We start from the raw sequence: 24,051 nt of genomic DNA, 5'->3' as shown, positions 1-24,051 counted from the left end.
GTACTTGCACTTCTCTCCATAGCCTTGTCATAAACACTCCTCTTCTTTGCTCGCTTGTAATTACGTTCCTTGCCTCTCTCTTGCTAACACGTCTGCTGCTGCTCACACACACCGCCGTACATGCTAACTAACTCGCGGCGTTACCTCTTCTACCACTCTAGTAACAAATGCCTCGTTTATTGCCACTAGCTTAATGCCCGGCTGATACCTTCTCTCTCCTCTCTAACACTTCCGCAAGCGCAAACATATCTCAGCGATTGTAACGCGGCTTACATCACCTCTTGGCGCACTTGTAACATCAACGCATCGTTGCACTGCGCTTATCCACACACACGCATATATATATATACACCTTCCACTGATACACAGTAGCGAGTGTAGCATTTTTTTTTTTGGGGGGGAAGGTCAGTTGTCCCGGACTCTACATTTATCACATTCCCGTTTACATACACCGGCGTTATCTGTCTGTTATGTACTATGCTAGGGCTGCATCTCTCGCCTCCGCAAAGACTGCGGCTTTGTACAGACTCTTTGCTTCATCGGTCAGCGTCAACAACAGTTCCCCCGGTAGACATATTTTTTTTCAGTGACGGCATCCGCTTTGCATAGAGGGGGGGAGTCCTTTTTTTTTTGGGGGGGTGGGGGGAGGAGTGGATCAGCTCATTCAATATTAACAGGTAAGTATCGACACTGCAGCAAGACTCATTATTGTTTAAGCTTCCTCGTCATGCGCTCATACCCGCATAAACTGCCTAACGGATAATGTTATCAGCCCGGAGATGGTTGGTTTGTATTCAGATGGCGCTTGCTAAACTAACGCCAACCAGACCTTATGCCGTAAAGCGAATTGGTTGTACTTCTTTAGTTCTCGCTCCATCTTTTTAACGGATTTCTGGTCATTAGCGCTCAGGATGCTGGGAGTCAGTTCTTCTTCATTCCTTCTCTTTTTTTTTCTGCTCTTAGTTCGCTTGCGCAGGACTACTCGACTGAAATTATCCTGATACTTCGCATCCTTAAAGATTTCCTGATAGACTTTGTAACGTTTCCGACCTACAATCACTTCTTTAATGAACCCCTTAAGATAGATTCCGTTCTTGGCTTCGAACTCCTCAACCAACTTCAGGAAACGTTCGCTTGCAAAGATACGCGTCCTCAAACTGTTTACGCCATCCCACTTTCCTTTGATCTCATAAATATATTTCTTCTTCTTTAGCATCTCATAGTTCTGTAAAAGCAACCTGTAAGTCAATCCCTTGAAATCAACATCTTCGGTTTTGTTATAATCTTTGCTGTTCAACGATATTACCAAGAGTTTCCGGTTATATATGCTAAAGATTAAATTAACCACAAGACTTCTCAGATACTTTTCCCGCACATCCGCTTTGTACGTTCCGCGTTTTGAAAAGTCTTGTAACAACTTCGATACAATTCCGTCAACAACCTTATTATAGCCCAGTTCGTTATCAATTTCTAAATACGGATTAAACAAGAAACTTCTTTGCTCTCTTAAATAACGAGCAAAAACATCTTCTTCCTTACTAAGCGCTTTTACGCGCCTGGTAGGAGTTTGGGTTTTTGTTTTACTCATTAAGCTCCTTTTTAATTGTGATTGGTTAGAGTGTTGACTATAGGAAAGTTATCCGGAGTAAACCAACCATCCCCTTAAAGCAGCCTACAATAGAGCGTACTCCACCCTGCCTTTTTTACACAAAGCTTACTACACTAATACGTCAGACTATGGCAACGGCTCATTAAATCAGGCAAGTAAGTCCAAGGAGAGATGAGGGAAGTTTATAGTTATAACAGACAGGTATAATTTATCAAACATAAGAAAGATTAATATAATATTTTCTCGGTTCTAAGAAATGATCGCCTTCAGAGTATTTACATAAAACTGCCAGATGCTAGATAAGTCTGCCAGTTTGGACTGTAAAAACCCTGCAAGTCTTCCAAAATGTCAAAGACCTGTTTCATAGGCAACCTCATCCTTATTCATAAATTCGTTTTCTTATACAATTCTTTGCAAAAAGTGTTCCATACTTCTAGGTCCCCCAAAGAGAAGCGACCAAATCTTTTTTGCCATTAGGTATCACAGTCTAATTTATGCTGCCCGGGCATTGAGTGGTATTAAGGCGGGAGTTTATTCAAGGTGGGTATTTGCATTGATGCGGCTGCGAGCTATAAAGAGCGTTATTGCAGCCTTCTCTATGTCGATTATTCCGTTTAAGCGTTTCTGCATCGAGATTGCATCCTCATAAGACTTTAGCAGCAAGTCATAGAGCTTATCCGGCGTACTCTCATCGCGAGACTCCTCTTCCTCGTTCTTCGGCTTATCGGGCAGACTGACGTCATAACTTACAGCCATCTTACTGCCCCGCCGGGCGGCAAATTTCGTGATGACGGCTCTGCCTCCCTTACCAAGGTTCTTTATCTGATTGTGTACCTCTTCAGGCGCAAAGAACGTGTATTCTTCTCCTTCGTAGAGTACCGCATACATGTAATAGTCGCCGTACTGCGATCTGCCGGTTATCGGCTCATCATATAGAAGCTCGATCTCCGCCGGGCGATTCAACGGCAATTCAAGTTTGGCTCTTTGTGTCATTGTTATCCTCCTCTTTTATTTTTAGTCTGAACTCCTCCCGTCCCTCTATATACTTTACTCCGGCCGGGATTCTTTGAGTTCGTTTTATATATTGTTTTATCTTCTGTAAATCGGCTCGTATCTGCTCGGGTATTACCGTCACAAGCTCTTCGCCTGCGTTCTTCATAAATACTTCTAGGTCTTCTATTTCTACGCGGTCGGGCATCTTACGGATCTTCATTACTCCGTGCGGCAAATCAATCGTCTTCTCTCCCCTCTGCGTCATTATCATCTCTAACTTCTTTATTATCATCCCATACCTCTCCTCCAACTCAAGGTTCTTGCTTATCAGCCACGTCTCTATTATCCGCTTTTCCTCCTCTGCTTGTCTGAGATTCTTCTCCATCTTCTCCTTTAACTCCTTTGCCCTTAGGATTAACATGTCGCAGTAGGCCAGCTGTTGCTCCGACTCCCGGGTCTCGACTTCCATTAACAGTTCATCCAGAAAGTTCTTCTCTTCCATTTGATTCCTCCTCTTGTTTTTTCTGTTTCTCTAAATACTCCCTTATAGCTTCGTTGACTAATTTCGTCATTGCTCTGCCCGTCTTTAACTTCAGGCGATATAACTCCACTACGTATTCCTCTTTTATCTTCGGACTATACATCACCCGAGAGCTCCTCTTCTATGTCCCATTGATTAATACGCCGATTGCAGTGCGGACATATGAACTCCTCCCGGCTGTCGTCTCCACCTATAAAGGGCAGATAACACCACGGACAGATTATAACTCCGATTATTGTTTGCATGGTTCTTCCTCCTTTGATTTGGTTTGAGTTATGTAGTTTACCGCTTTCTGAGCCTCGGCCGCAGCTCTAAGCAATACTTTTGGGTTGCCCTCTATCATCTTAAGCCATGTGCCAATGTATGAGACCTGATTCTTCAGCGTGCGGGGCATGATGCCGCTAAGACCGCTTAAGTAGACAGAACCTATCTCGGCTATCAGTTCCTCGTATGCGTAATCCTCCATAAACCCCCGGTTTAACCTGCCGGCATGCGCCGTCGAATGGATTAACTCGTGATAAAGCGCCGAGTAATATTCCTCGACGTTTATGAAGTTCTCCTTGGGAACCATCGATACGACGTCCTCTGCCGGATTATAATAACACCGGCTCGTGTTGTATCTTATCTCCGGAGGGTTCGGCATCCGGTCGACTATCTCCCGACAGCTCCTAAGCTCTATCTCTTCGCAGTCTCCTTTGTACAACGACGTCTGAGCAAGATTAAATACGTAACTGTAACGCACTATGGGAACCTTGCAGACTTCATCCCCCTCCTCAACCTCTTTTACCGACCAGAAGATTATCAGATGACCAGATTCTCCTTTCTTTACGTAGCCCCCTCTTTCTTTGCATTGAAGATAGGTCAGATAATACGGAGTGGGATATTCACATCTTAAGAGATTAAGAAAGTTTATTCCCTGGTAGGGTTTCTTTGTGAGGTAATTTGCCGGAAGTTCCACCTTCCAGGTCTTTCGCCACGGGATTATTCCCTTCTTAAGATCTGATATTATTTGAGATGTGAGTCTTTCGTAGAGTTCTCTCCGGTTCATTGGTATTCCTCCTTTTTTATTTCCGGTTCTTCCAAACCTTAAGGATAAGGCGGAGCCTCGGAGCGAGCCCCCTTAGCGGAGGGAGGGCGAGCGGAGGCGTGTGTGTGTTGCGAGGCAAACTGCAGATTCCCTTGCCTCTTATCCTGCGCCGGAGTTTTATTTGAATTAGAGCGCTTACGTACTCAGAATTAAACGTTGAGCTCTACCAAGACCTCGATACTGTTCCTAAGCGTTCTGCCGGTCTTTTTGCTGTAAGCCCGGTTGACGGATTTTACTTTGTAGATTCCGTCAGGGATGGTGATTTCATCGCCAACGTTGAGGGTTCTATCTCCCAGCAATGCCTGCGAGCCGTCAACAAAGATCTCCGTTGCATTGTGAAAATCTTCGCTCTTAAGCTCCTGGCGGTCCCAAAGACGGATAGCCTTTAGACCAAGCTCCGCCTTTCTTACTTCCCGGTAACGTTTTACCGTGCCGTTCTTCTTGATCTGAAGCCCTATGCCGATATTTGCCAGCATCTCAATCATCACATCTGCCGTCGTTCCGTTTATCCAGAGGATACTGTCGTGAACAAACTTAGGAGACTTGTAGATCTCTTCAGCCCAGGCAAGAACTATTGCGATTTGCTCTTCACGGGTATACTGAGTAAACTCCTCGGCAAGTTTTTGCTGTACTGCCTTGATTTTATCTCCGACGTCTTCAAGCTGGTTTTTCCTGTTGCTTAGTATCATTGCTATCTCAGAGTTGTATTCTTTCAACATCTCGACAGCCAGGCTTACCATCGGATTTTCAAGGTTGTTGAGCATGATTTCTTTTATCGGAACCACAATCTTATCTATGTATCCGGGTATTCTGTCTTTGCCAACTACGCCGTCTCCGATCATTTTAATCTCCATATCGGCCACAACGTATTTTATCGCCTCAAGCAGCTCGTCGAGCTTACTCTTTACAAAAACTGTCTTCATGCGGTATTTCTCCGGAATGCGGGGTCTTAAGGCTTCGGACACCTTAATTTTGTTCTCAGCGATGAATTTGTAAAAACGCTCTACTTGATCTAAGTCGTCGCTTGCCGATACCCCTTCCTTGACAGTGGAGTCTATTACACGTTCAAGATTCCAGTTAAATCCCATCAAGACTCTGCCGAACCTGCCGTCGCTTATTTTTAGCGAAGATCGTATCATCTCGGCATTGGCTACAAGTCCAATGGAGTTGCCGTTATGTTTTATCCTGCTGTACGTCCGCATGATATTATAACGGTCGTATCTCTCCTCAGCATAGGTTGGCATTATCTCTTTGTAGAGGGCAATCAGGCTGTTTTTAACCTCGTCCTTCTTTGCTTCCTCTCTTAAAAGTCTCTTTTGCTTTATCTCGCTCCTGAGCGTATAAAGCTTCTTGGGCGTAACTTCGCTTTCAAGTTTTTCGATAGTAAATTCTCCCTTCTGGTTTGGATTGCGGTAAATTAATGCCTTACCGCCGGCAAGCGGGATAATACCTACGCCGTCGTCCCAATCGCCTCCGCCTAAGATTTGAAGAAGGTCTTCTATCCTGTCTTTGCCTGATATCCAGAGATTGCCGTATTTGTCAAGCGCAACTTTCTCTTCCGGGGGAATTTCAAAGTTGCCATGTTCATCGTGGTCTCTTAAGTCCGGTCTGATGTAAGCTCTAAAGCCTCCAAGCACAGGTATGTGAAATACCGGCATACCGGACTTATCTTCAGGTATGCGTAATATTGCATTGCGGTACATTGTCCAAGCAGACCGGAATAGTCCAGGATACTGCCTGTAGTCGATGCCATGGTAGATCGCTTTCTTGAGTTTCCATCCCTCTTGGTCTATCTCTTCGAGGGTCTTGCTTTCGACATCGTCAAGATATTCAGCAAGTTTGCCCTGGAGTAAGTCGTTAACATATGCCTCTATGCCGTCGAGCGTCCACTTGAAAAATTGTTCTTCGCCGAACATCTCCCAGACGTTAAGCATTGTCTGGATATCGAGACGTAAAGACTTGCCTAATTTCACAGGCTCAATGGCGAGGTAGTAAAGACCGTCTTTGGTGAGTTTAATCTCTTCCTTGACGTTCTCGCTGTAGATCACCACATCGCTAGTTATCCTGTCGCTTACAACGCAGTGACCCTTAATCAGGCCTTTGTTGCAGAATAGCGTAAACTGACCCGACATTCCGGGCTTGGCCTTATGCCAGCCTAAGTCTTTTGCAAGTTTGACTGACACCAGACTTATCCCGTCAACGTCTTTGCCTTCCCTGGCATTGACATACAGGCTAAGCTCTTCGTACCAGGCGGCGTACCTTGTAGGGCGAAATATTCGGCTTAGGTACTTGCCCGCTTTGAAAATGTTTTTGGCTTCCGCCTCAAGGTTGAAGCGCCTTAAGAAATCCTCGAAGCTTACCGCGCCTTCGTCTGTCTCAGCTTTGACGGTTCTTAATTTGCCTTCCCTCAAGTATGCGAAGGAATACCCTTCGCTTAATATCTCCAAGGACAGATCTCCCTCTTCAAAAAAGCGTGACTCGAAGTCGACGGATTTTACTTTGAACTCCGGAAGGGCAAAAAAAATGGGTCGATAATGACCCATTGATTCGTTTGAGGAAATAGAGTTTAACTGCCTTTTACGCATAGTTACCTCCTGTTAGTTTGTTTTATGGGATTGTTTTACGAAAGGGGGGTGGGGGCTCGCAGTGAAACCCGAAGGGACTCCATATGACTCTATTGGAACCCGGTTACAAAGGCGGGAGCGTCTTTAATTTAAACTCTTCTGAATATGCAGTTTTATTGGTTTATAAGAGGGCAGAAGGGCTGTCCTCTGGCAGTTTACTTCGGCAGCCCTTCTTTTTTGGAAAGTAGGCTATTTAAGTAAATTCACTTTAATAACTTTGCTGTATTTTGATGTGTGCATATGGATAAAATATGTGCCGCTTACTAAACCATCTCCATTGAACATTAGTTCATAGGTTCCGGCTGATTTATAAACTCCATCCAACAGCGTTCTTATTCTTTGACCGAGTATGTTGTATAATTCTATTGTTACTGTTTCATTCTCCGGCAATGCATATTTAATTATTGTGCTGTTGTTGAATGGATTCGGATAGTTTTGATATAAATTGTACTCCGTAGGTATTATTTCTTCGGCTACCTCCACCGTGGATTCTTCGATTGTAAATACGCTGTCGCTAATGTCCGTTATTCCCGGTTCGTCTGCATCGCTTACCCTCACCAAACAACTGTCCGAGTTAACCGTTGGTACAACCCACTTATATTTGCCAGAACCTGCCGACGTTATTGCCATTATCTCATTCCAGGTTGTTCCGTTATCCGAGCTGTATTCTAACTTGACGTTTTGAATATTGCTGCTTGACCACGCGATCTCTTGTTCCGTGCCGGATGTCCAGGCTTCTCCTCCGTTGGGTTTTGTTAATTTTAACGTCTTTATCAGTATTGTAAACGTCTCATCGCTCTCATCAAATATCACCGGCTCTTTCGCATCCTTTATCCTTATCTTACACATCTCTGAATTTATTTCCGGCGTCATCCATGTATACTTGCCCGAGTCAGCCTCAACGCTGTCTGAAATCATATTCCAGTTTGCACCGTTATCCGTCGTATATTCTATCGTTAGTACCGATACATTTTCACTCTCCCAGAGAATTTCTTTTTCCATTCCCGCCGTCCATACCTCTATCCCGTTCGGCTGCTTCAAGCGCAAGCTTTTGGTTATTATCGTAAACATACTGTCGCTTCTATCAGATATTGACGGATACTCCGCATCGCTTACCCTCACCAAACAACTGTCCGAGTTGACCGTTGGTACAACCCACTTATATTTACCCGTGCTGGCAGCTACACTGGCAATAACTTCCTTCCAGCTTACGCCGTTATTAGTAGAGTATTCTAGCTTTATATTTGTTACATTGCTGCTTGACCACGCAATCTCTTGTTCCGTGCCGGATGTCCAGACTTCTCCTCCGTTGGGTTTTGTAAGCTGTACAGTCTTAGTTAATATTGTGAAATTATTGTCGCTTATATCCGTTATCGTCGAATTTTCGAGGTCGGTTAACCTAATTTTGCATAAACTCGAATTTATCACAGGCACCGCCCAACTATATTTCCCGGCGCTTCCGGACGCGCTGTCTGCGACTATCAGCCAGGTTTTACCATCGTCAACCGTGTATTCTATCTTTAGCTTGGCGACATTCTCGCCGCTCCATTTTATTTCCTGCTGGGTTCCTGCAGGCAGAGTCTCACCTCCGTTGGGTGATACAATCTTGAGACTTTTCTTCAGTATCTTAAATGTTCCATCGCTGACGTCCGTTATCTCAGGATAATCAACGTCGCTTATTCTTATTTTACATGAAGTCGAATTAATCACCGGAACTTTCCAGGTATATTTACCCGTATTTGCATCTGTGCTTGATAAAATTACATTCCAGATAGAGCCGTTGTTTGGGCTGTATTCCAGTTTAATATTTTTTATTCCATCGGTCTCCCAAGTAATATCATAATCGCTTCCGGCTAAGATTGACTCTCCTCCGTTTGGGGATAGTAAATTTATTGTTTTCTTGTTTGTCCACATGGTTCCGCCAGAAAAAACTTTAGTTCCATCGGGACTAAAAGCAACTGAACTTACTCCGTTATAAGTATTTTCTTTCCATAACACTTTGCCTGTTTCGGCGTCCAATATTGAAGCGCCCCTAGAAGTTCCAGTTACTACTTTAGTACCATCAGAGCTAAAATCTATCGAGCTTACTTGAGTATAGGATTCATCTAATTTTCCATTCCAGATAGTATTTCCAGTTAATGTTTCACACATTATAATAGCGCCATATGTTCCAATGGCAATTTTACTGCCATCGGGACTCACACTTACGGATCTTATATCATTAGAAATTTCTTTTTCCCATTTCAAATTACCTGATGATGCGTCCCATGCTTTGATTTTATTATAAGAGCTCATTGAAAAAACCTTACTGCCATCTGAACTAAATATTACGAATTTAATATTATCGCCATGATTAGCTTCCCACATTAAGTTTCCCGTTACAGCATCCCATAATTTAACTTTTCTATCATTATAATCACTGCTTCCCGAGACAACTTTAGAATCGTCAGGGCTAAATGCCACTGAACTTACATTCCCATTATGGCTGCCTGACCACAATACTTTTCCATTTGAAGCATTCCAGACCTTCAAAGTATAATCTTGACTCGCTGTAACTATTTTGCTGCCGTTGTTGCTAAAACTCAGATCATTTATCTTACCTAAATGCGCATTTAACCAAATCAAACTGCCGCTGGTGGCATCCCAAACTTTTATCAGATAATCGTCTCCGATTGAAGCAACCTTTGTACTGTCCGGGCTAATTACCACTTTACTCACACCCCCATCATGGTCACCGGTCCAGAGCATTATGCCGGATTTTGCATCCCACGCTTTTACTGTTTTATCATCGCTTCCGCTAACTACAAATTTTCCATCTTTGCTATAAGCCACCGAATTAACCTGCCCCGTATGACTTCCGCTCCAGAATTTATACCAGGTTTCCTCCTTTACTTCTTTAATGGTGAAATTACCGTCGCTAACGTCAAATAATGTCGGATCGTTATAATCGCTTATTCTTATTTTACAATTATTTGCCACAACTGAAGGGACTGTCCATGTATACGTTCCTAATGCTCCGGAAATTACATCTTTTATTGTTTGCCAGGTTAGTCCGTTATCAGTTGAATATTCTATTTTAACAAGAGTAACATTTGCTGAGAACCAAGTAATGTCCCTATTTGTCCCTTGTGCAAATACTTCGCCGCCGTTGGGGGTTTTAACCTGAATTAATTTTTGGTTAGTCCAGACTTTGACGGTATTATCCCAACTTCCAGAAACTACTTTGCTACCGTCTGGACTGAAGGCGACTGAATATACCACTCCAGTGTGATTCCCAGTCCAGAGTAAACTACCAGTTGATGAATCCCAGACTTTGACTGTCTTGTCATCACTTCCAGAAACTACTTTGCTACCGTCCGGACTGAAGGCGACTGAATATACCACTCCAGTGTGATTCCCAGTCCAGAGTAAACTACCAGTTGATGAATCCCAGACTTTGACTGTATTATCATAACTTCCGGAAACCACTTTGCTACCGTCCGGACTGAAGGCGACTGAATATACACCAGAAGAGTGATTCCCCTTCCAGAGTAAACTTCCATTGGACGAATCCCAGACTTTGACGGTATTATCCCAACTTCCAGAAACTACTTTGCTTCCGTCGGGACTAAAGGCCACAGAATATACATAACCAGAGTGATTCCCCGTCCAGAGTAAACTTCCTGTAGACGAATCCCAGACTTTGACCGTATTATCATAGCTTCCAGAAACCACTTTACTGCCGTCTGGACTGAAGGCAACTGAATATACACTATGAGAATGATTCCCCGTCCAGAGTAAACTACCAGTTGATGAATCCCAGACTTTGACTGTATTGTCACCACTTCCTGAAACCACTTTGCTTCCGTCTGGACTGAAGGCAACTGAATATACACTATGAGAATGATTCCCTGTCCAGAGTAAACTTCCAGTTGAAGAATCCCAGACTTTGACTGTATTGTCACGACTTCCCGAAACTACTTTGCTACCGTCTGGACTGAAGGCCACAGAATATACATAACCAGAGTGATTACCCGTCCAGAGTAAACTTCCAGTTGAAGAATCCCAGACTTTGACCGTATTATCATAACTTCCAGAAACGACCATATTTCCGTCTCGACTGAAAGCAACTGAATGTACAAAACTGGAGTGATTCCCTGTCCAGAGTAAAGCCCATGATTCCTGAGCGTAGAGTATATTATAACCAATTAATATTAAGATAAATGTGATTAACGGTAATTTTGATTTCATAAGATAATCCCTCTATTATTGATGAATAAGACTTTTACAATTATTATATGAACAGTTTTATATAAAGACATTGTATTTATAATCTTATCGGCTGACTTAGAAACAGAATTTAATATGGTATCCCGGCGGGAATATATTGAGAGATTTCCTTTATAAGACTTGTTACTACGATAAAAATTAATACCCTCAAAAGTCATAATTATATTCGTAACCATAAGATGCTTTAATACGAAAATAATTGAATTACAATACAGTATCAACAATATAATTCATAACAATGATATTTTTAATTTCTTTGATAAAGTAGCTAATAATAAAGTGAGTGGGCTCGCAGTGAAACCCAAAGGGACTCCATATGACTCTCTTGGAACCCGGTACAGGAAGGCTGTATTGGCAGGATTTTTTGTTGGAAGTTAAAGGTCTTGACTTTTTTTATGGCATTCGTTAGGTTGTAAATGCGTCGGCTCCCACCTTCTGCCGGCGCTAAACGCCTATTTACATCTATATTTATTTTTTCGCCCCGGTTTGCCCTCGCCGGGGCTTTTTATTGGCAAGAACTCTGAATTTGATCAACGCTAGGGAATGAACAATCTTTATTCGTTAAAAACCGCTTTCTGCAATAACATTTGACTATTACCATAGAAAGGAATGTCTGTTTTTCCTAAGATACTGGCCGGGATTGTACTTATCTCGGAGGAGTTATCAAGAGGAACTAACACTGTTTTAGCCCCATTTTCCGAAAGCATAGTTACTTTATCGGCTAAATTAACCGTCCTTTCAATAGTTCCGCTATAAATAAGTTCCGAATTTGGCCGGCGCAGGCTTTAAATGGTTCTAAATGGGCATACAGGCTATTTATTGTTGTGAAGAAGAAGCTTGTTGTTGATTTTGATATGTTAATAAAAATATTTTCTCCTTAAGCCAATTGCGGAAAGAATCATTATCACTGAATTGCTTAAAAAGCTCCGTATCGTCCTGCAGAATGGCGGTCATCACCCTCTCAAGCGCTTTATCATGTTCGATGCGAGCGTTTTGGCGGTCTGAATTTTTCATTGCATTCTGATAGGCAGTATCAGCAGCAACCCGCGAAGGTATTTCTTCGGTAATAAGCTTTTGTACGCGGTCTTCATCTGTCCACTTAATATTACCAAAAAGTTCATTAAAAGAGTTTATGATATTTGACAGAAGGTCGAGTTCCGGCTCACTTTTACGCCCGATGCCGGCGGTTGGAATAGGATCAATTTCACCATCTTTGTCATTGAGGGAAATTCTAATATTTTGCTGTTTTTGAATGCGGTAACTATCCATGTCGATAGCATCCAGTATGCCTCTTGAAAGATCTTCCTCTTTAGGCATGGGAAGTTTTGGAACCAGAAGCTGCAAAAAAATAGAAAGCTTCTCCCACGAAGCATTTGTGTATGGCAAGATTGTAGATAAAAAATTATAGGTGCGGATAAATGTCCTGGCTTTGCTTTTAAAATCCACCTGATCATCCTCATCCAGATTCAAATACTCTGCTACACACCTGTCCAGGATGGTATCAAGACGATTTCTCTCGGCGCCCTCCAAATAGAGCCGCACTACTTCTTCCACATTATCCTGAGAATACGTCTGGTAACCATCCAGAACTGCCTTGAGATCGTGAAGCTTGTTGGGATTAGTTTCCTCTGAAAGAATCGTTGTTCTATAGTATGGTTCAAAGGCCTTACGAATGTTATCTGGGTCATTGGCAAAATCCAGAACGAATGTATCGTACTTCTGCGGGTGAGAACGATTAAGACGTGAAAGCGTTTGGACGGCTTTAACGCCTGAGAGAATTTTATCAACATACATGGTATGCATGAGAGGTTCATCGTAACCGGTCTGGAATTTGTCGGCACAGATTAAAATCCTGTACGGGTCTTCCTTGATCTTTTCGGCAATCATGTTGGAAGGAAAACCGTTTAATGTAGCCTCGGTTACTTTTTTGCCCCCATAATCGTGTTCTCCTGAGAATGCCACAATAGCTTTGTAGGGGCTTTTGCGCTCTTGCAGGTATTGCTGTATAGCATGAAAATATTCAATAGCACGGGCGATACTTCCTGTAACCACCATTGCCCTTGCCTTTCCGCCTATTTTCCCTCTGGCAAGTACCTGTTCATGAAAATGATCCACCATGATTTCTGCTTTAAGGCGTATGGCATGCTCGTGGTTCTCAACAAAACGACGGAGTTTCTTCTGAGACTTCTTCTTATCATACTCCGGATCATCCTTGATGGTTTTTACCAGACGATAGTAACTTTTAATCGGCGTGTAGTTAGCCAGCACATCGAGGATAAATTTCTCCTGGATAGCCTGCTTCATAGTATAGCTGTGAAAAGGGGTGTGTTTTACTTTACCATCTGGCTGAGGCACAGGGATGCCAAAAATCTCAAGGGTTTTGTTTTTTGGAGTGGCGGTAAATGCAAAATAACTGGCATTAGACAGGAGTTTTTTTGCTTCCATCAAGCGGTTGATTTCATCTTCAAAGGTTTCGTCATCGTCTTCGCTAAGAATAGCTGTTGACAATGCCTGATGCATTTTGGCTTGAGTACGGCCACCCTGACTCGAATGGGCTTCGTCAATGATAATGGCAAAATTCCTGTTGCGATGCTCAATGCCTATCTCATCCAGAATAAAAGGGAATTTTTGAAGCGTGGTGATAATGATTTTTTTGCCGCTTTCTATGAAAGCCCGCAAATCTCCCGAGCGCTCGGCATGTCCCACAGTAGCGCTCACTTGCGTAAACTGCTTCACTGTGGCGCGAATCTGCCTGTCGAGAATACGCCTGTCGGTCACCACAATAATCGAATCAAATACAGGTTTTCCGTGACTTTGCACGCCGATAAGCTGATGGGCAAGCCAGGCTATGGAATTGGACTTGCCGCTACCGGCAGAATGCTGGATTAAGTATCGCTGTCCCACACCGTTTTTGCGAACATCCTCTAAAAGCTTGCGCACCACATCGAGTTGATGAAAACGGGGCCAGATTTGAACCCGTTTTTTTTTGTTTGTTTTTTCCTCTTTGAATTCCACCAGATGGGTGTAGTGTTCTATGATATCAACCAGACTCTCACGAGTGAGTATCTCCCGCCACAGGTAGTCGGTTTTGATGCCATTGGGATTAGGCGGATTGCCTGCTCCATCGTTGTTGCCTTTGTTAAAAGGCAGAAACCAGGAAGCCTTGCCCTGCAGATGCGTACAAAACCATACCTCGCTATCATCCACGGCAAAATGGGCAATACACCGGCCCAGTTCAAACAGCTTTTCACGTGGATTGCGGTCGCGTTTGTACTGCTCTATGGCATCGTGTACGGTCTGTTTGGTAAGAGAATTTTTAAGCTCAAACGTAAAAACCGGCAATCCGTTTATAAACAATGCAAGGTCCAGCGCCCGCTGTGTTTCTTCACGACTGTACCGCAGTTGCCGTGTAACAGTAAACCGGTTTTGTTCATACAGCGTTTTTGCCTGTTGGTTGCCTTCGGAGGGAGTTCCGTAAAACAATTCGATATGATGCGGACCATGATCAATGCTATTTCGTAGCACATTGACAACCCCTCGTCTGGATATTTCTCCCTGCAAACGGGCAAGGAAACTGCGTCGTGTTGGGCTATCATTATCAATGTCCAGAGCTTCGGCAATTTCAGGTTGAGTAGATTTGAGAAACAGGGAGAGCTGAACCAGGTCCACACAGTATTCGCGGTTATAGTCCGCTGGACTGCCGGGCAGCCAACCTGCACCGCTGTAAGGGGTTTTATCCTCTGATACGGCGGGAGTCACATCTGTCTTAGCAGGCAGACAGTCTGTGCCGGTTAGCGCTCGACAGATGAGTGTTTCTAGTCCGCGTTCGGATATGTCTGTTGGTTTCATTCTTCATCCTCTTCGTAAAGGGCCTGGAATAACAATATGAATCAAATGCCTTTCATTCGCCGTGATGGTCAAATCAAAGTTCAGTTTATGAGTTGGTAATTTACTGATAAAATCGTATTTATCAGTTAGATAGAAATTCCGCAGAACAAAGTCGATAAACCAACGTGGGGTCAGTGGTGCCGAAACGGGAATGCGACAGCCTTTGACATCTCCCAAAGTAAGATGACACATGGGATGAACGACATCCCGAGCAGCCGTTTTATCGAAATCGAATCGCAGCGGGAAAGGAACGATGCGTCTCGACACTATGTCGAGGTACAATTCATCTTGCATGTACAATTCGGGGTCTTCTTGAAAAGGCCGAAGTTCAGGTGAAGGGTAGTATGCCAAGCGATGCCGGACGAGGTGCTCGTCTTCAAAGCGGTACATCAGTTGCAACAGTCCCCCGTCGAGCAGTTTTGCAGTATAAGAGCGTTTCTCCGAAAGTTCTTTATAGATTGCTGCGTAATCGATACCACCCATCGCAAACGACACATGCTCGGCACAGGCGAAAGTAACTTCCCATACATTGTTCGATGCAGAGCGCGGCATAGGAAAGTTCTGATCATCAGCGATCCCGCACTCAATTAATGACTTGAGTAGCCCTTCTATATCAATCTTAATGTTCTGCACTATCTTAGGCATCTTCATCCTTTGTCCCCCTGAGTAACTCAATCAGTTTTTGCCTTGTTTCAGCATCCAAGTCATCCGGTGTTATTTCGCCTCGCTCCAGAGCATTTACTAAATCGCGAGCGCCAGTCTGCCTTTGCTCTAAGCGCTGCTTTTCATGCGGCGATAGGTCGCGGTGCACAATCCTCAGTTTTTTAAGAACCTCATCGGTCGGATACGTGAAGTCGAGTATAAATTTTCGTTGTTTCAAGCATTTGAACTCGTCAATAAGATTAGTCATCCCCTGCCCATAGCCAATCACCCGTACCCAAGCCTTGCTTCGGGTGATTGCTGTGAATAGGCGATTGCGCAAACTGGCCAACCCTACCCCAGTACCATTGCAGTCTTGCGCATTGACCACATAAACCATGCCCGCCTCGTTGCCTTTAGCTCGGTAAATACTAGTGAAGGTCACGGAAGGCGTCTCGGTCTTAAAGAACACGTCGGGATCTGTGTCGACGCCCGCAAGATGGTTCTGAATACCCATCTCTAACAATGCCTTACGGATCGGCCCCAATCGCTCTCGGGCAGTGAAAGGGTCAGGGTGGATAACAATAATGTCATCATGCCGGAGTTCGTCTTCTTCAATGTTTTTCTTGATCTGCTCGACCAACCATGCGTTCTGTTCAACTTCGTTATCGAACTGCCGAAAAACGACCAGATCGTCAATAGGGGAATGGTCCTCTAAAAACCTAGGGCTGGTCTCGTCGTTTCGTTCAAGAACGACGCGCTCTCCCTTAGCCAAACGTCCTTCTCTCACTCTGTATCCGATTTCTTCCCACAAAGCAGGTTGATCGAACATCTGCACCAACCCCGTCTCGGTGCCCTTTGACTTCTTCCGATAGATACCAAAGCCGAGGGTATGAGCCGTCACTAATACTGGCCGTGAGTTGCGGTAGCATTTCTGTAAGATTACGTCCCGACGTATATCATCTGCAAGGGATACTAATGGCTGCCCTTGATCATTGGTGCCAAAGATTTCTTCGGGGGGCGGCAATGAGGTGCCCGATAAATTCTGGAGTTCATCGTAGGCATAAACCAGCCGCTTCGGCGGTTTAAGCATTGCATAACACAAGCGCAGAAAACTCGAGGTAAAGTCCTGTGCTTCGTCAACTAGGATCGCATCGTAAAGCTCTGGGGGATTAGCAACCGCACTCAAGGCTACCTGACAAGCACCATCGAACGCCCCATCGCCACCACCGAATCGATAGCTGGCGGATGTGAAATCATGGAACTCCTGCCCAGTGTAGCGGCAGAACTCGTAATAAATTCCGTCACGCTCATCACCACCGGGCGCGCCCCAAGCGTTGACTATACGTATCTTTGTCCAATCTGGCTCCTCGCCACTTTGCTCGATACAGAAATTGTTAATGAGCCGCTTGAATTGTCCTTTCAGCGACCGAGTGTGGAAGGTAACTGCAATCCGCCAGTCCGGATACTGGGTATGGAGATATGCAGCCTTAAGAGCCAGTACTATGGTCTTTCCGGAACCGGCAAGTCCACGAATGCGCTGTACGCCTTCGACTGTTTCAATGACGGCTCGGTTCTGCCGATGATCCAGCGTTGCGATAGAGTCCTCCAATGCTTTGAGTTTTGCACCTCGTGAATCAGTTTTTTTCACTTCGCGCTTGGACCGACTTTTGCGGATTGATGACAAACTCTCAATGGCCGAAAGAGTCATTCGATAGAGATCTTCACTGACATCCTGCCAGGAAAGACCCGACATGATCTCTCCGAGTTTGCTTTCGTTAGCGAGCGGGTAGCCATCTCTAGCCAACTTTTCGACGTCGCGGAGAGCAGGTGCAAAGGTAATGACGTTTAACGGCGGGAGCAGACGTCGCCCTTTGACCAGCTCCTTATGCAGCTTCAGCTTGGCTTCAATCTTGTTAGCGAGATCATCCTGCCGCGCCGCGTAGTCGCCCACATCCGTACTTTCGACCAGATCGAAAAGGACAACACCCTTTTCGTAGCTCACAAGTGTCGCATCGATGAAATATTTGCCTTCCGGCGTTGGGATTAATGGGTATCCGAAAAAGCACTTTCCCGACAGCCGGTCAATGGTATCCAAGGTTTCTTTGAGTGCCTGAGAGGCGACGGGCTTGCCATTGATACCGTGTACAAAATTAATATTATTCATTTTCGCTCCTTATTGAGAATTAGTTTGGTAGAGCATATTCAACAACAAACCTTTCTCACTATAATGAGATTCGACAAAGTAATATTTTAAATATAGACAATTCTTATCCATTCTTATTCTCCCTCATTTTCAAATTCAACATTTTCTCCTTCCCCTATTGTTTCCTCTTCTTCCTCGATGTCCGGTTCTTCTGTTCCCTCTTCTTGTATCTCGGGAAGTGTTGCCGCTATCTGGCGCACATCCGCCTTGCCGGTCACCACATCGGCTATCAGGCGGGTGCGGTATTCTTCCAGCAGTTCAATGATTTTTTTGTCTGATGCAATGGAAGAGTCGATTTTTGCAATCTGGTAGTCGAGATATTCCACAATGGTCGTTTGCTCGTGGTGTGGGGGAAGGGGAAGCCATACAGCCTTAATTGACCCGTGTGACAGTCCATACCTTGTAACCCCATTTGCAGAAATATGAAACTGATAAGTAACTGAAGTACTTTGTAATGCTCGTAAAAGATAAGCACTTGTAACTATATCGGAGAAAGGTCTTAGTAAGGCCAGATGATATCCACATAATACATCTTCATCAATATTATCGACAATTGCTGGAACACCGATGTCATCCCATTCTTCAGAATCTTTAGTAATCAAAACGTCACCGCATTTTAATTGGAAACGCTTGATTTCGTCTTTGGTTGCTGTTGCTTTCATAAAATTTATTGATGAACTGATATGTTCATTTTTATATACGTCTACATAATTGCATAAACGGACTGGCTGTTCATCTTCAGTAGTATGCTTATCCACATTACTAACTCGCATCTCCGTTATGCTACGCAGCCTCCTCACCTCCCAATGCTCCGGCACTTTGCCGAGCCATTCCACCCTGGAGTCTTTCATCTTTTCCGGTGGTCGGGTGTGGAGTTCGTAGGGTTTTTTGGGATTATTTGTGCGCCGCACATCCCGCTTGCCGGTTACCACTTCGCTGATCAGGGATTGCTTGTATTCCTCCAGCAGTTTGATGCGCTTTTTTCGCAAGCGTATTGCCTTGCGTATCCGACTATCCATGTAGTCCAGAAAACGAACAATGGCGTTTTGCTCGGGGAGTGGGGGAAGCGGGAAGTAGATACACTTGAATTCCTCTGCCCGCAGACTCCACTGATCCGAAGTAATACCATACGACCATCGCTCGGCCTCCGAGGCAAAAAGCGGTGTACGAAGAAGAAAGTGAATATAGCGAGGCAAGTTTTCTGCATTTCTTAGTCTTTGAACTATGTAAGCAGGGCTCACAATTCCCCTGTAAGCCGATACTCCCATTGCCCCTTGCCAAGCTCTCATCTTGTTGTATACCAGGTCACCTGGTTGCACAAGTTTATATTTGGATTTATCGTCATTCGAAGAATCTTTCTTGGAACTGTCCTCTAGCAATTCTACCTGGCGTAGTACACCACTTTTAATGGCCACAGATAACATTTGTTCGTTAGGGTAACCACGCACATTGATTTCACGAAAGACCGAACGACCCGGCAACACCTCCCAGTGCTCCGGCACCTTGCCGAGCCATGGGATGGAGGTTTCTTTGTAGGAGGGGTAGGGGGGTATATTGTGAATCATGATTGTTCTCCTTGACAGTTGAAGGCTGCGCATACCACTTGTTTCAACCTTTCGGTGATAGTTAATGTTTTCATTGCTTCAAAATGGTCTAGCGTGGCAAGGGCCTTTCCCTTCTTTTCACCCTGGCTTTTGGAAACTCCGCTTACATTCTCGAAATCTGGCGAGAGCATTTCCACCAGGCCTAAAGGTGATTCAACAAGACTTTTAATCTTATCATTCAGTTCGAATGTCCTCTCACTTGCCTTTTTCTTATCCTCGTTCCAATCATCGGGTATCGGATCGGGCAAGGGGTCTTCGTCATGGATCACAACATAAGGTATTTGGAATGCTTTGGCTATGGCAATATACAAGGGGAGGTTGTGTTTGGAACCGCAGTCAATGATAGAAATATCTGGATCAAAGACACCCAATTTTTTAGCCAAATAAGGCAACAAAACTTTTTCAGTCTCACCTTCTACAAATACAACCCGTTTGGCAAAAAACATTTCGCCACGTTCTGGATTTATCCATTGAGCCATATGGAACCGCTTTTTCCTTTCGTCGGTATCATTACCCTCAAACAGTTCCTTGACACATTGGCGGACGCAGCTTCCTTTTTCCGGAGAATCCTTGGTGATAATTGCAACCTCTTTGTAGTGTTCAAGATCGACAAAATGGGTTGAGTGCGTACAGATGAATACTTGATGCTCTGAGGTTGCAGCTATTTCACGAAGCGTCGTGGCTAATTTACGTTGAGCATGAGGATGCAGAAAAAGCTCAGGTTCTTCCAAGGCAAAAATAACCGAGTCCGATTGCTTGCGCGGGGCTGGTTCTTCCTGATTTTGAGAGCTTCTTTCTTCTCGCAGGGTCTTCGCCCAAGCTCGAAGAAGAGCAAACATCATTGCACGTTGCAACCCATGACCTTTTCGGTCAGCAGTGGTCTTGACTCCATCGTTCAGGTGAACATCAGTGCCGAGTTCGAAGAGTCGTTCGAGTTCTGGCGGTGTTACTTCTATATTCACTTTGACACCCCACGTCCGAAGTTCCTCTTCAATGGACTTTTCAAGAACCGCCAATTGATTATTATTTTGTTCTTTACTGTCACGGACGTTCAAAGACTGAACCACTTCTTCCAAGTGCTTGCGTGCTTGCATAAAACGTGGGTCCCTTTCTGCCATTTCACGCACCGCACGATTCAATAAGCGTCCAAAGGTAGTTGTAGTCTTCACTTTGATCTCGTCTGTTAAATCCCGGACTGCTGGGATTAAATAAAAATCGGGTAACACACCGCCACCGACATTCTTCTGGCCTAGCAAGGGTCCTTTTTCGAGATCCCGTGTAAACTTGAGTTCCTCTCGATGTTGTTCTATATATTGTTGTTGAGCCTCTTCGATGTTTGCCTTAGTTACTCGACCGCTTGGTGGGATTAAATCTTTTAGCGGTGTCTGATTAACAACTTCCCGTGACGTGTAATCCCCCGCATTGTCGGAATTAAGCCATTCTACGTCAGGCTGTTCTACATAACCATTATAGAAGGATTCAATTATACCATTTTGTATACGGGCTGTTTTACGAACGCAAATGGTTCCGTCGGATTGAACATATTTCTTGAAAGTGTTCTTCTCTTGTTCTGTAAGCTCGTGAAAAGTTATCTCAACCCAAAAGTCATTATCCCCTTTTTCGCGATATAAGAAAAAGTCCTGATCTACTGGTTTCGCAGATGTTGAAAAGAAAAATTCAAGAGAGGAAAGCAAATTAGATTTTCCGTGATTGTTAGGCCCAAGCAATGTTACAAAGGGAAAACATTCCATTTCTAAATCACGAATACTACGATAGTTATGGATTTTTAATCGTTCAATTCTCATATGTTCCTCCCATTATCTCCCTCTAAGACCTCTTCCACTTCCTTCTCCTCTACCATCAGATCCTGCAGCCGATTCGGAGGATCCGGAGGCAATGGGGCAAATATAAACGCCCTATACCCCGCCGGCTGTTGCACATAACGACCTACTCTATCTGATTTCGTTTTATTACAGTCTGCGTTTAACATAACCAACATTACGCTCCATATTATAGTCTGCGTTTAATATAGACTGTTTTTATCTCTATATTATAGTTTCCATTTAACATAATGTTTCCCATGGGAAAAAGCTTTGAAATGAATAACATTTCTTCTTAAAGGCATAATCGTACCGTTTCAGGCGAATGATTCGGCGGTTGTGCTGCTGTTTCATAATTTCCCTCCCAGAATCTCCTCCAACAACCCTTCCGATTCCTTCTCCACTGCAATCAAATGGCTGCGGATTTCCTCAAGAGTGCGAAGGGCTTTTGGTTTGTAGAAATATCTGTTAAAACTGATTTCATATCCAATCTTGACGCTTGCCGGGTCGTACCAGGCGTCCGGGGCATAGGGAATCACTTCGCGGCGAAGGAAGCTTTCAATAGCTGCTTGTGTATCTGTATCGGTGGGCAGATAGCCGGGTTCGTTGCAAGCAGGACATTCGAGAAATGAAATCTGCTCTGTATCTCGTAATTCTGTGTCCGACTCGTATTCCACCACATGCGGCTTGCCGTCTATAACCGCCTCAAACAACCCGCGCAAAGGATCGGGCTTGGTTCCTGGTTTGTGAATCTTTTTTATCACAGCGGGAGCGTCTTCTGCGCGCTCTGCCGTTTCCTTTAATTTCTTTATTTCTTTTGCGCTATAAACGCGTTTTTCATTTATCCCTTTGAGTCTTAAGGGGCGTTCTACAGTCGCCTTCCAGTATCCGAATGCAGCGTTGGGAAAAATCTTGCTTTGCTCTGTCTCTTCAAAGGCATGGAAGGCTTCCATAATCCGGCGAATGTTGTCTTCGGAGAGTTCGCAGTTTTTCTTGCCTAAGTTTTTACGAAGAGGCGTATACCACTGCGTGGCATCGATAAGCTGCACCAACCCCTGGCGATGTTCCGGTTTACGGTTGGAAAGAACCCAAATATAGGTTGCGATGCCTGTGTTGTAAAACATATTAAGAGGCAAGGCTACGATTGCCTCGAGCCAGTCGTTTTCGATGATATAACGCCGGATATTGCTTTCGCCCTGGCCTGCGTCGCCGGTAAAGAGCGAAGAACCATTGTGCACCTCGGCAATGCGGCTGCCCAGAGACGAACTGTGCTTCATCTTTGCTACTTTATTGGCAAGGAAAAGCAATTGCCCATCGCTGGAACGGGTAAGCAGCGAGAGTTCCTCGCCTCTGTGTTGTACAATAAAGCGGGGGTCTTTTATGCCGGATTTACCTCCCATGCGTTCGAGGTCGCTCTTCCAGCTTTTTCCATAGGGCGGATTGGATAGCATGAAGTCGAATTCTTTATCTGGAAAAGCGTCGTTTGAAAGCGTTGAATGCTCAGGACCGCCTACAATGTTATCAGCCGCCGACCCCTCGCCTTTAAGAAGCAGATCGGCTTTGCAGATGGCATAGGTCTCGGCATTGATCTCCTGCCCAAAGAGGTGCACGGAGACTTCTTTACCCTTTTGATTTGCCAACTGAAGTAATGTTTCTTCGGCGACGGTTAGCATACCGCCGGTTCCGCAGGCTCCGTCATAGAGGAGGTATGTTCCATCCTGTATACGGTCGGCAATTGGTTCAAATATCAACCGCGCCATCAGTTTAACGGCGTCACGAGGCGTCCAGTGTTCGCCTGCTTCTTCATTGTTTTCTTCGTTGAACCTGCGTATAAGTTCTTCAAAGATAGTTCCCATAGCATGGTTGTCAAGGCCCGGCTTAATAACATCACCATTACTATCTAAAACCGGTTGTGGACTCAAATTTATAGCCGGGTCAAGAAATTTCTCAATGAGCGTGCCCAGAGCGTCAGCTTTTGATAACCGCGGAATCTGATTACGAAACTCAAAATTATTGATGATATCCTGCACATTAGCGGAAAATCCATCGAGGTAGGCGCGAAAATCGGCTTCCAATTGTTGACGGTTTGCGCGGGCTTTAAGGTCTCTCAGCGTAAATTTTGAAGTATTGTAAAACGCCTGACCTGCGGCTTTACGCAATGCCGCTTCCTGATTGGTAATTCCCGCCTTATCCAGCTTGTCTTTCATATCAAGCACAGATTGCTTGGTAGGTTCAAGAACCGCATCCAGCCGCCGAATAACTGTCATTGGCAGGATAACATCGCGGTATTTACCCCGCACATACAAGTCCCTAAGCACATCGTCGGCAATACCCCAGATGAAATTTACTATCCAATTGAGTTGCGTTGAGTCCATGTTAGCCTCTCATAAAAACACATTTGAAATATATTAAATTTCTTTAATTATTTAGTTAAATATAATCTTATTCCATTATAATCATCATCTTTCAAATCCCATAATTTCCCGTACGGCATCCGTATCTTTTTCTGCTTGCTTTTACCCCGGGTCATAAAAACCCCATTATTAAAAAAGAATCCTAATCAACAATAGCGACATGTTCCCACTAAAAAGCATACACTAAGTTAAATAACTCTTTTGTAAAATTCTTCCTTTTATGGACTAGCCCCTCTGCGAGTCATTCTACATCCGAAGTCATTGTTCGAATCAGAACCGGTATCTACGCAGACCCACTCTATAGCAGTATATCTTGCAGGTTCAATTGACCATCGTCTTACCGCTTAGGCAATCTGC

General features: G+C 44.4%; 13 protein-coding genes and 1 pseudogene. All 14 read right to left on the bottom strand.

Features of this window, described 5'->3' with window-relative positions:
* Positions 1-808 precede the first annotated feature (808 nt).
* Positions 809-1,588 (bottom strand): hypothetical protein, encoded by a 780-nt coding sequence (locus ACOYVE_RS12280; RefSeq protein WP_422882236.1) that lies wholly within the window; start codon positions 1,586-1,588, stop codon positions 809-811.
* A 552-nt stretch (positions 1,589-2,140) separates the two neighbouring features.
* On the bottom strand, positions 2,141-2,602 hold the full coding sequence (locus ACOYVE_RS12275) for a hypothetical protein (protein WP_422882235.1): 462 nt from the start codon (positions 2,600-2,602) through the stop codon (positions 2,141-2,143).
* Complete coding sequence (locus tag ACOYVE_RS12270; protein ID WP_422882234.1) at positions 2,580-3,104, bottom strand: hypothetical protein; 525 nt, start codon at positions 3,102-3,104, stop codon at positions 2,580-2,582. The genes ACOYVE_RS12275 and ACOYVE_RS12270 overlap by 23 nt, the downstream gene beginning before the upstream one ends.
* Positions 3,079-3,249: a hypothetical protein gene (locus ACOYVE_RS12265; protein WP_422882232.1), complete on the bottom strand. Its 171-nt coding sequence runs from the start codon at positions 3,247-3,249 to the stop codon at positions 3,079-3,081. The genes ACOYVE_RS12270 and ACOYVE_RS12265 overlap by 26 nt, the downstream gene beginning before the upstream one ends.
* Before the next feature lie 126 nt (positions 3,250-3,375).
* Positions 3,376-4,191 carry an ArdC family protein gene (locus ACOYVE_RS12260; protein ID WP_422882230.1) on the bottom strand — a complete coding sequence of 272 codons (816 nt, stop codon included), beginning with the start codon at positions 4,189-4,191 and terminating at the stop codon, positions 3,376-3,378.
* Between the two features lie 188 nt (positions 4,192-4,379).
* Positions 4,380-6,815: a hypothetical protein gene (locus ACOYVE_RS12255; protein WP_422882228.1), complete on the bottom strand. Its 2,436-nt coding sequence runs from the start codon at positions 6,813-6,815 to the stop codon at positions 4,380-4,382.
* Positions 6,816-7,043: 228 nt separating this feature from the next.
* A complete protein-coding gene (locus tag ACOYVE_RS12250; protein ID WP_422882227.1) occupies positions 7,044-11,084 on the bottom strand; it encodes a PQQ-binding-like beta-propeller repeat protein in 4,041 nt (1,346 codons plus the stop codon).
* 593 nt (positions 11,085-11,677) lie between these two features.
* Positions 11,678-11,872: pseudogene (locus ACOYVE_RS12245) on the bottom strand (hypothetical protein); the annotation flags it as partial.
* 67 nt (positions 11,873-11,939) lie between these two features.
* The gene (locus ACOYVE_RS12240) at positions 11,940-14,972 is read right to left on the bottom strand and encodes a type I restriction endonuclease subunit R (RefSeq protein ID WP_422882225.1); all 3,033 of its coding nucleotides are present in this window, start codon (positions 14,970-14,972) and stop codon (positions 11,940-11,942) included.
* 3 nt (positions 14,973-14,975) lie between these two features.
* Positions 14,976-15,656, bottom strand: a complete 681-nt coding sequence (locus ACOYVE_RS12235) for a DUF2290 domain-containing protein (protein WP_422882223.1) — start codon at positions 15,654-15,656, stop codon at positions 14,976-14,978.
* Complete coding sequence (locus ACOYVE_RS12230) at positions 15,649-17,817, bottom strand: DEAD/DEAH box helicase (protein ID WP_422882221.1); 2,169 nt, start codon at positions 17,815-17,817, stop codon at positions 15,649-15,651. Before ACOYVE_RS12230 ends, ACOYVE_RS12235 begins: the two co-directional genes overlap by 8 nt.
* Before the next feature lie 113 nt (positions 17,818-17,930).
* Positions 17,931-19,421, bottom strand: coding sequence for a restriction endonuclease subunit S (locus ACOYVE_RS12225; RefSeq protein ID WP_422882219.1), 1,491 nt, complete (start codon positions 19,419-19,421; stop codon positions 17,931-17,933).
* Complete coding sequence (locus ACOYVE_RS12220) at positions 19,418-21,265, bottom strand: ATP-dependent nuclease (protein WP_422882218.1); 1,848 nt, start codon at positions 21,263-21,265, stop codon at positions 19,418-19,420. The genes ACOYVE_RS12225 and ACOYVE_RS12220 overlap by 4 nt, the downstream gene beginning before the upstream one ends.
* Positions 21,266-21,630: 365 nt before the next feature.
* On the bottom strand, positions 21,631-23,655 hold the full coding sequence (locus tag ACOYVE_RS12215; protein ID WP_422882216.1) for a type I restriction-modification system subunit M: 2,025 nt from the start codon (positions 23,653-23,655) through the stop codon (positions 21,631-21,633).
* Between the last annotated feature and the right edge of the window lie 396 nt (positions 23,656-24,051).

The organism is Melioribacter sp., assembly GCF_049325435.1.
Classification (GTDB): domain Bacteria; phylum Bacteroidota; class Ignavibacteria; order Ignavibacteriales; family Melioribacteraceae; genus Melioribacter; species Melioribacter roseus.
Note: the sequence above shows the minus strand (reverse complement) of the source record. Positions and strands in the feature narration are given on the sequence as shown.

What these genes read in the sequence shown, in the direction of transcription:
- ACOYVE_RS12280 (WP_422882236.1), bottom strand. Translation starts at nt 1,588, where the DNA reads ATGAGTAAAACAAAAACCCAAACTCCTACCAGGCGCGTAAAAGCGCTT.
- ACOYVE_RS12275 (WP_422882235.1), bottom strand. Translation starts at nt 2,602, where the DNA reads ATGACACAAAGAGCCAAACTTGAATTGCCGTTGAATCGCCCGGCGGAG.
- ACOYVE_RS12270 (WP_422882234.1), bottom strand. Translation starts at nt 3,104, where the DNA reads ATGGAAGAGAAGAACTTTCTGGATGAACTGTTAATGGAAGTCGAGACC.
- ACOYVE_RS12260 (WP_422882230.1), bottom strand. Translation starts at nt 4,191, where the DNA reads ATGAACCGGAGAGAACTCTACGAAAGACTCACATCTCAAATAATATCA.
- ACOYVE_RS12255 (WP_422882228.1), bottom strand. Translation starts at nt 6,815, where the DNA reads ATGCGTAAAAGGCAGTTAAACTCTATTTCCTCAAACGAATCAATGGGT.
- ACOYVE_RS12250 (WP_422882227.1), bottom strand. Translation starts at nt 11,084, where the DNA reads ATGAAATCAAAATTACCGTTAATCACATTTATCTTAATATTAATTGGT.
- ACOYVE_RS12240 (WP_422882225.1), bottom strand. Translation starts at nt 14,972, where the DNA reads ATGAAACCAACAGACATATCCGAACGCGGACTAGAAACACTCATCTGT.
- ACOYVE_RS12235 (WP_422882223.1), bottom strand. Translation starts at nt 15,656, where the DNA reads ATGCCTAAGATAGTGCAGAACATTAAGATTGATATAGAAGGGCTACTC.
- ACOYVE_RS12230 (WP_422882221.1), bottom strand. Translation starts at nt 17,817, where the DNA reads ATGAATAATATTAATTTTGTACACGGTATCAATGGCAAGCCCGTCGCC.
- ACOYVE_RS12225 (WP_422882219.1), bottom strand. Translation starts at nt 19,421, where the DNA reads ATGATTCACAATATACCCCCCTACCCCTCCTACAAAGAAACCTCCATC.
- ACOYVE_RS12220 (WP_422882218.1), bottom strand. Translation starts at nt 21,265, where the DNA reads ATGAGAATTGAACGATTAAAAATCCATAACTATCGTAGTATTCGTGAT.
- ACOYVE_RS12215 (WP_422882216.1), bottom strand. Translation starts at nt 23,655, where the DNA reads ATGGACTCAACGCAACTCAATTGGATAGTAAATTTCATCTGGGGTATT.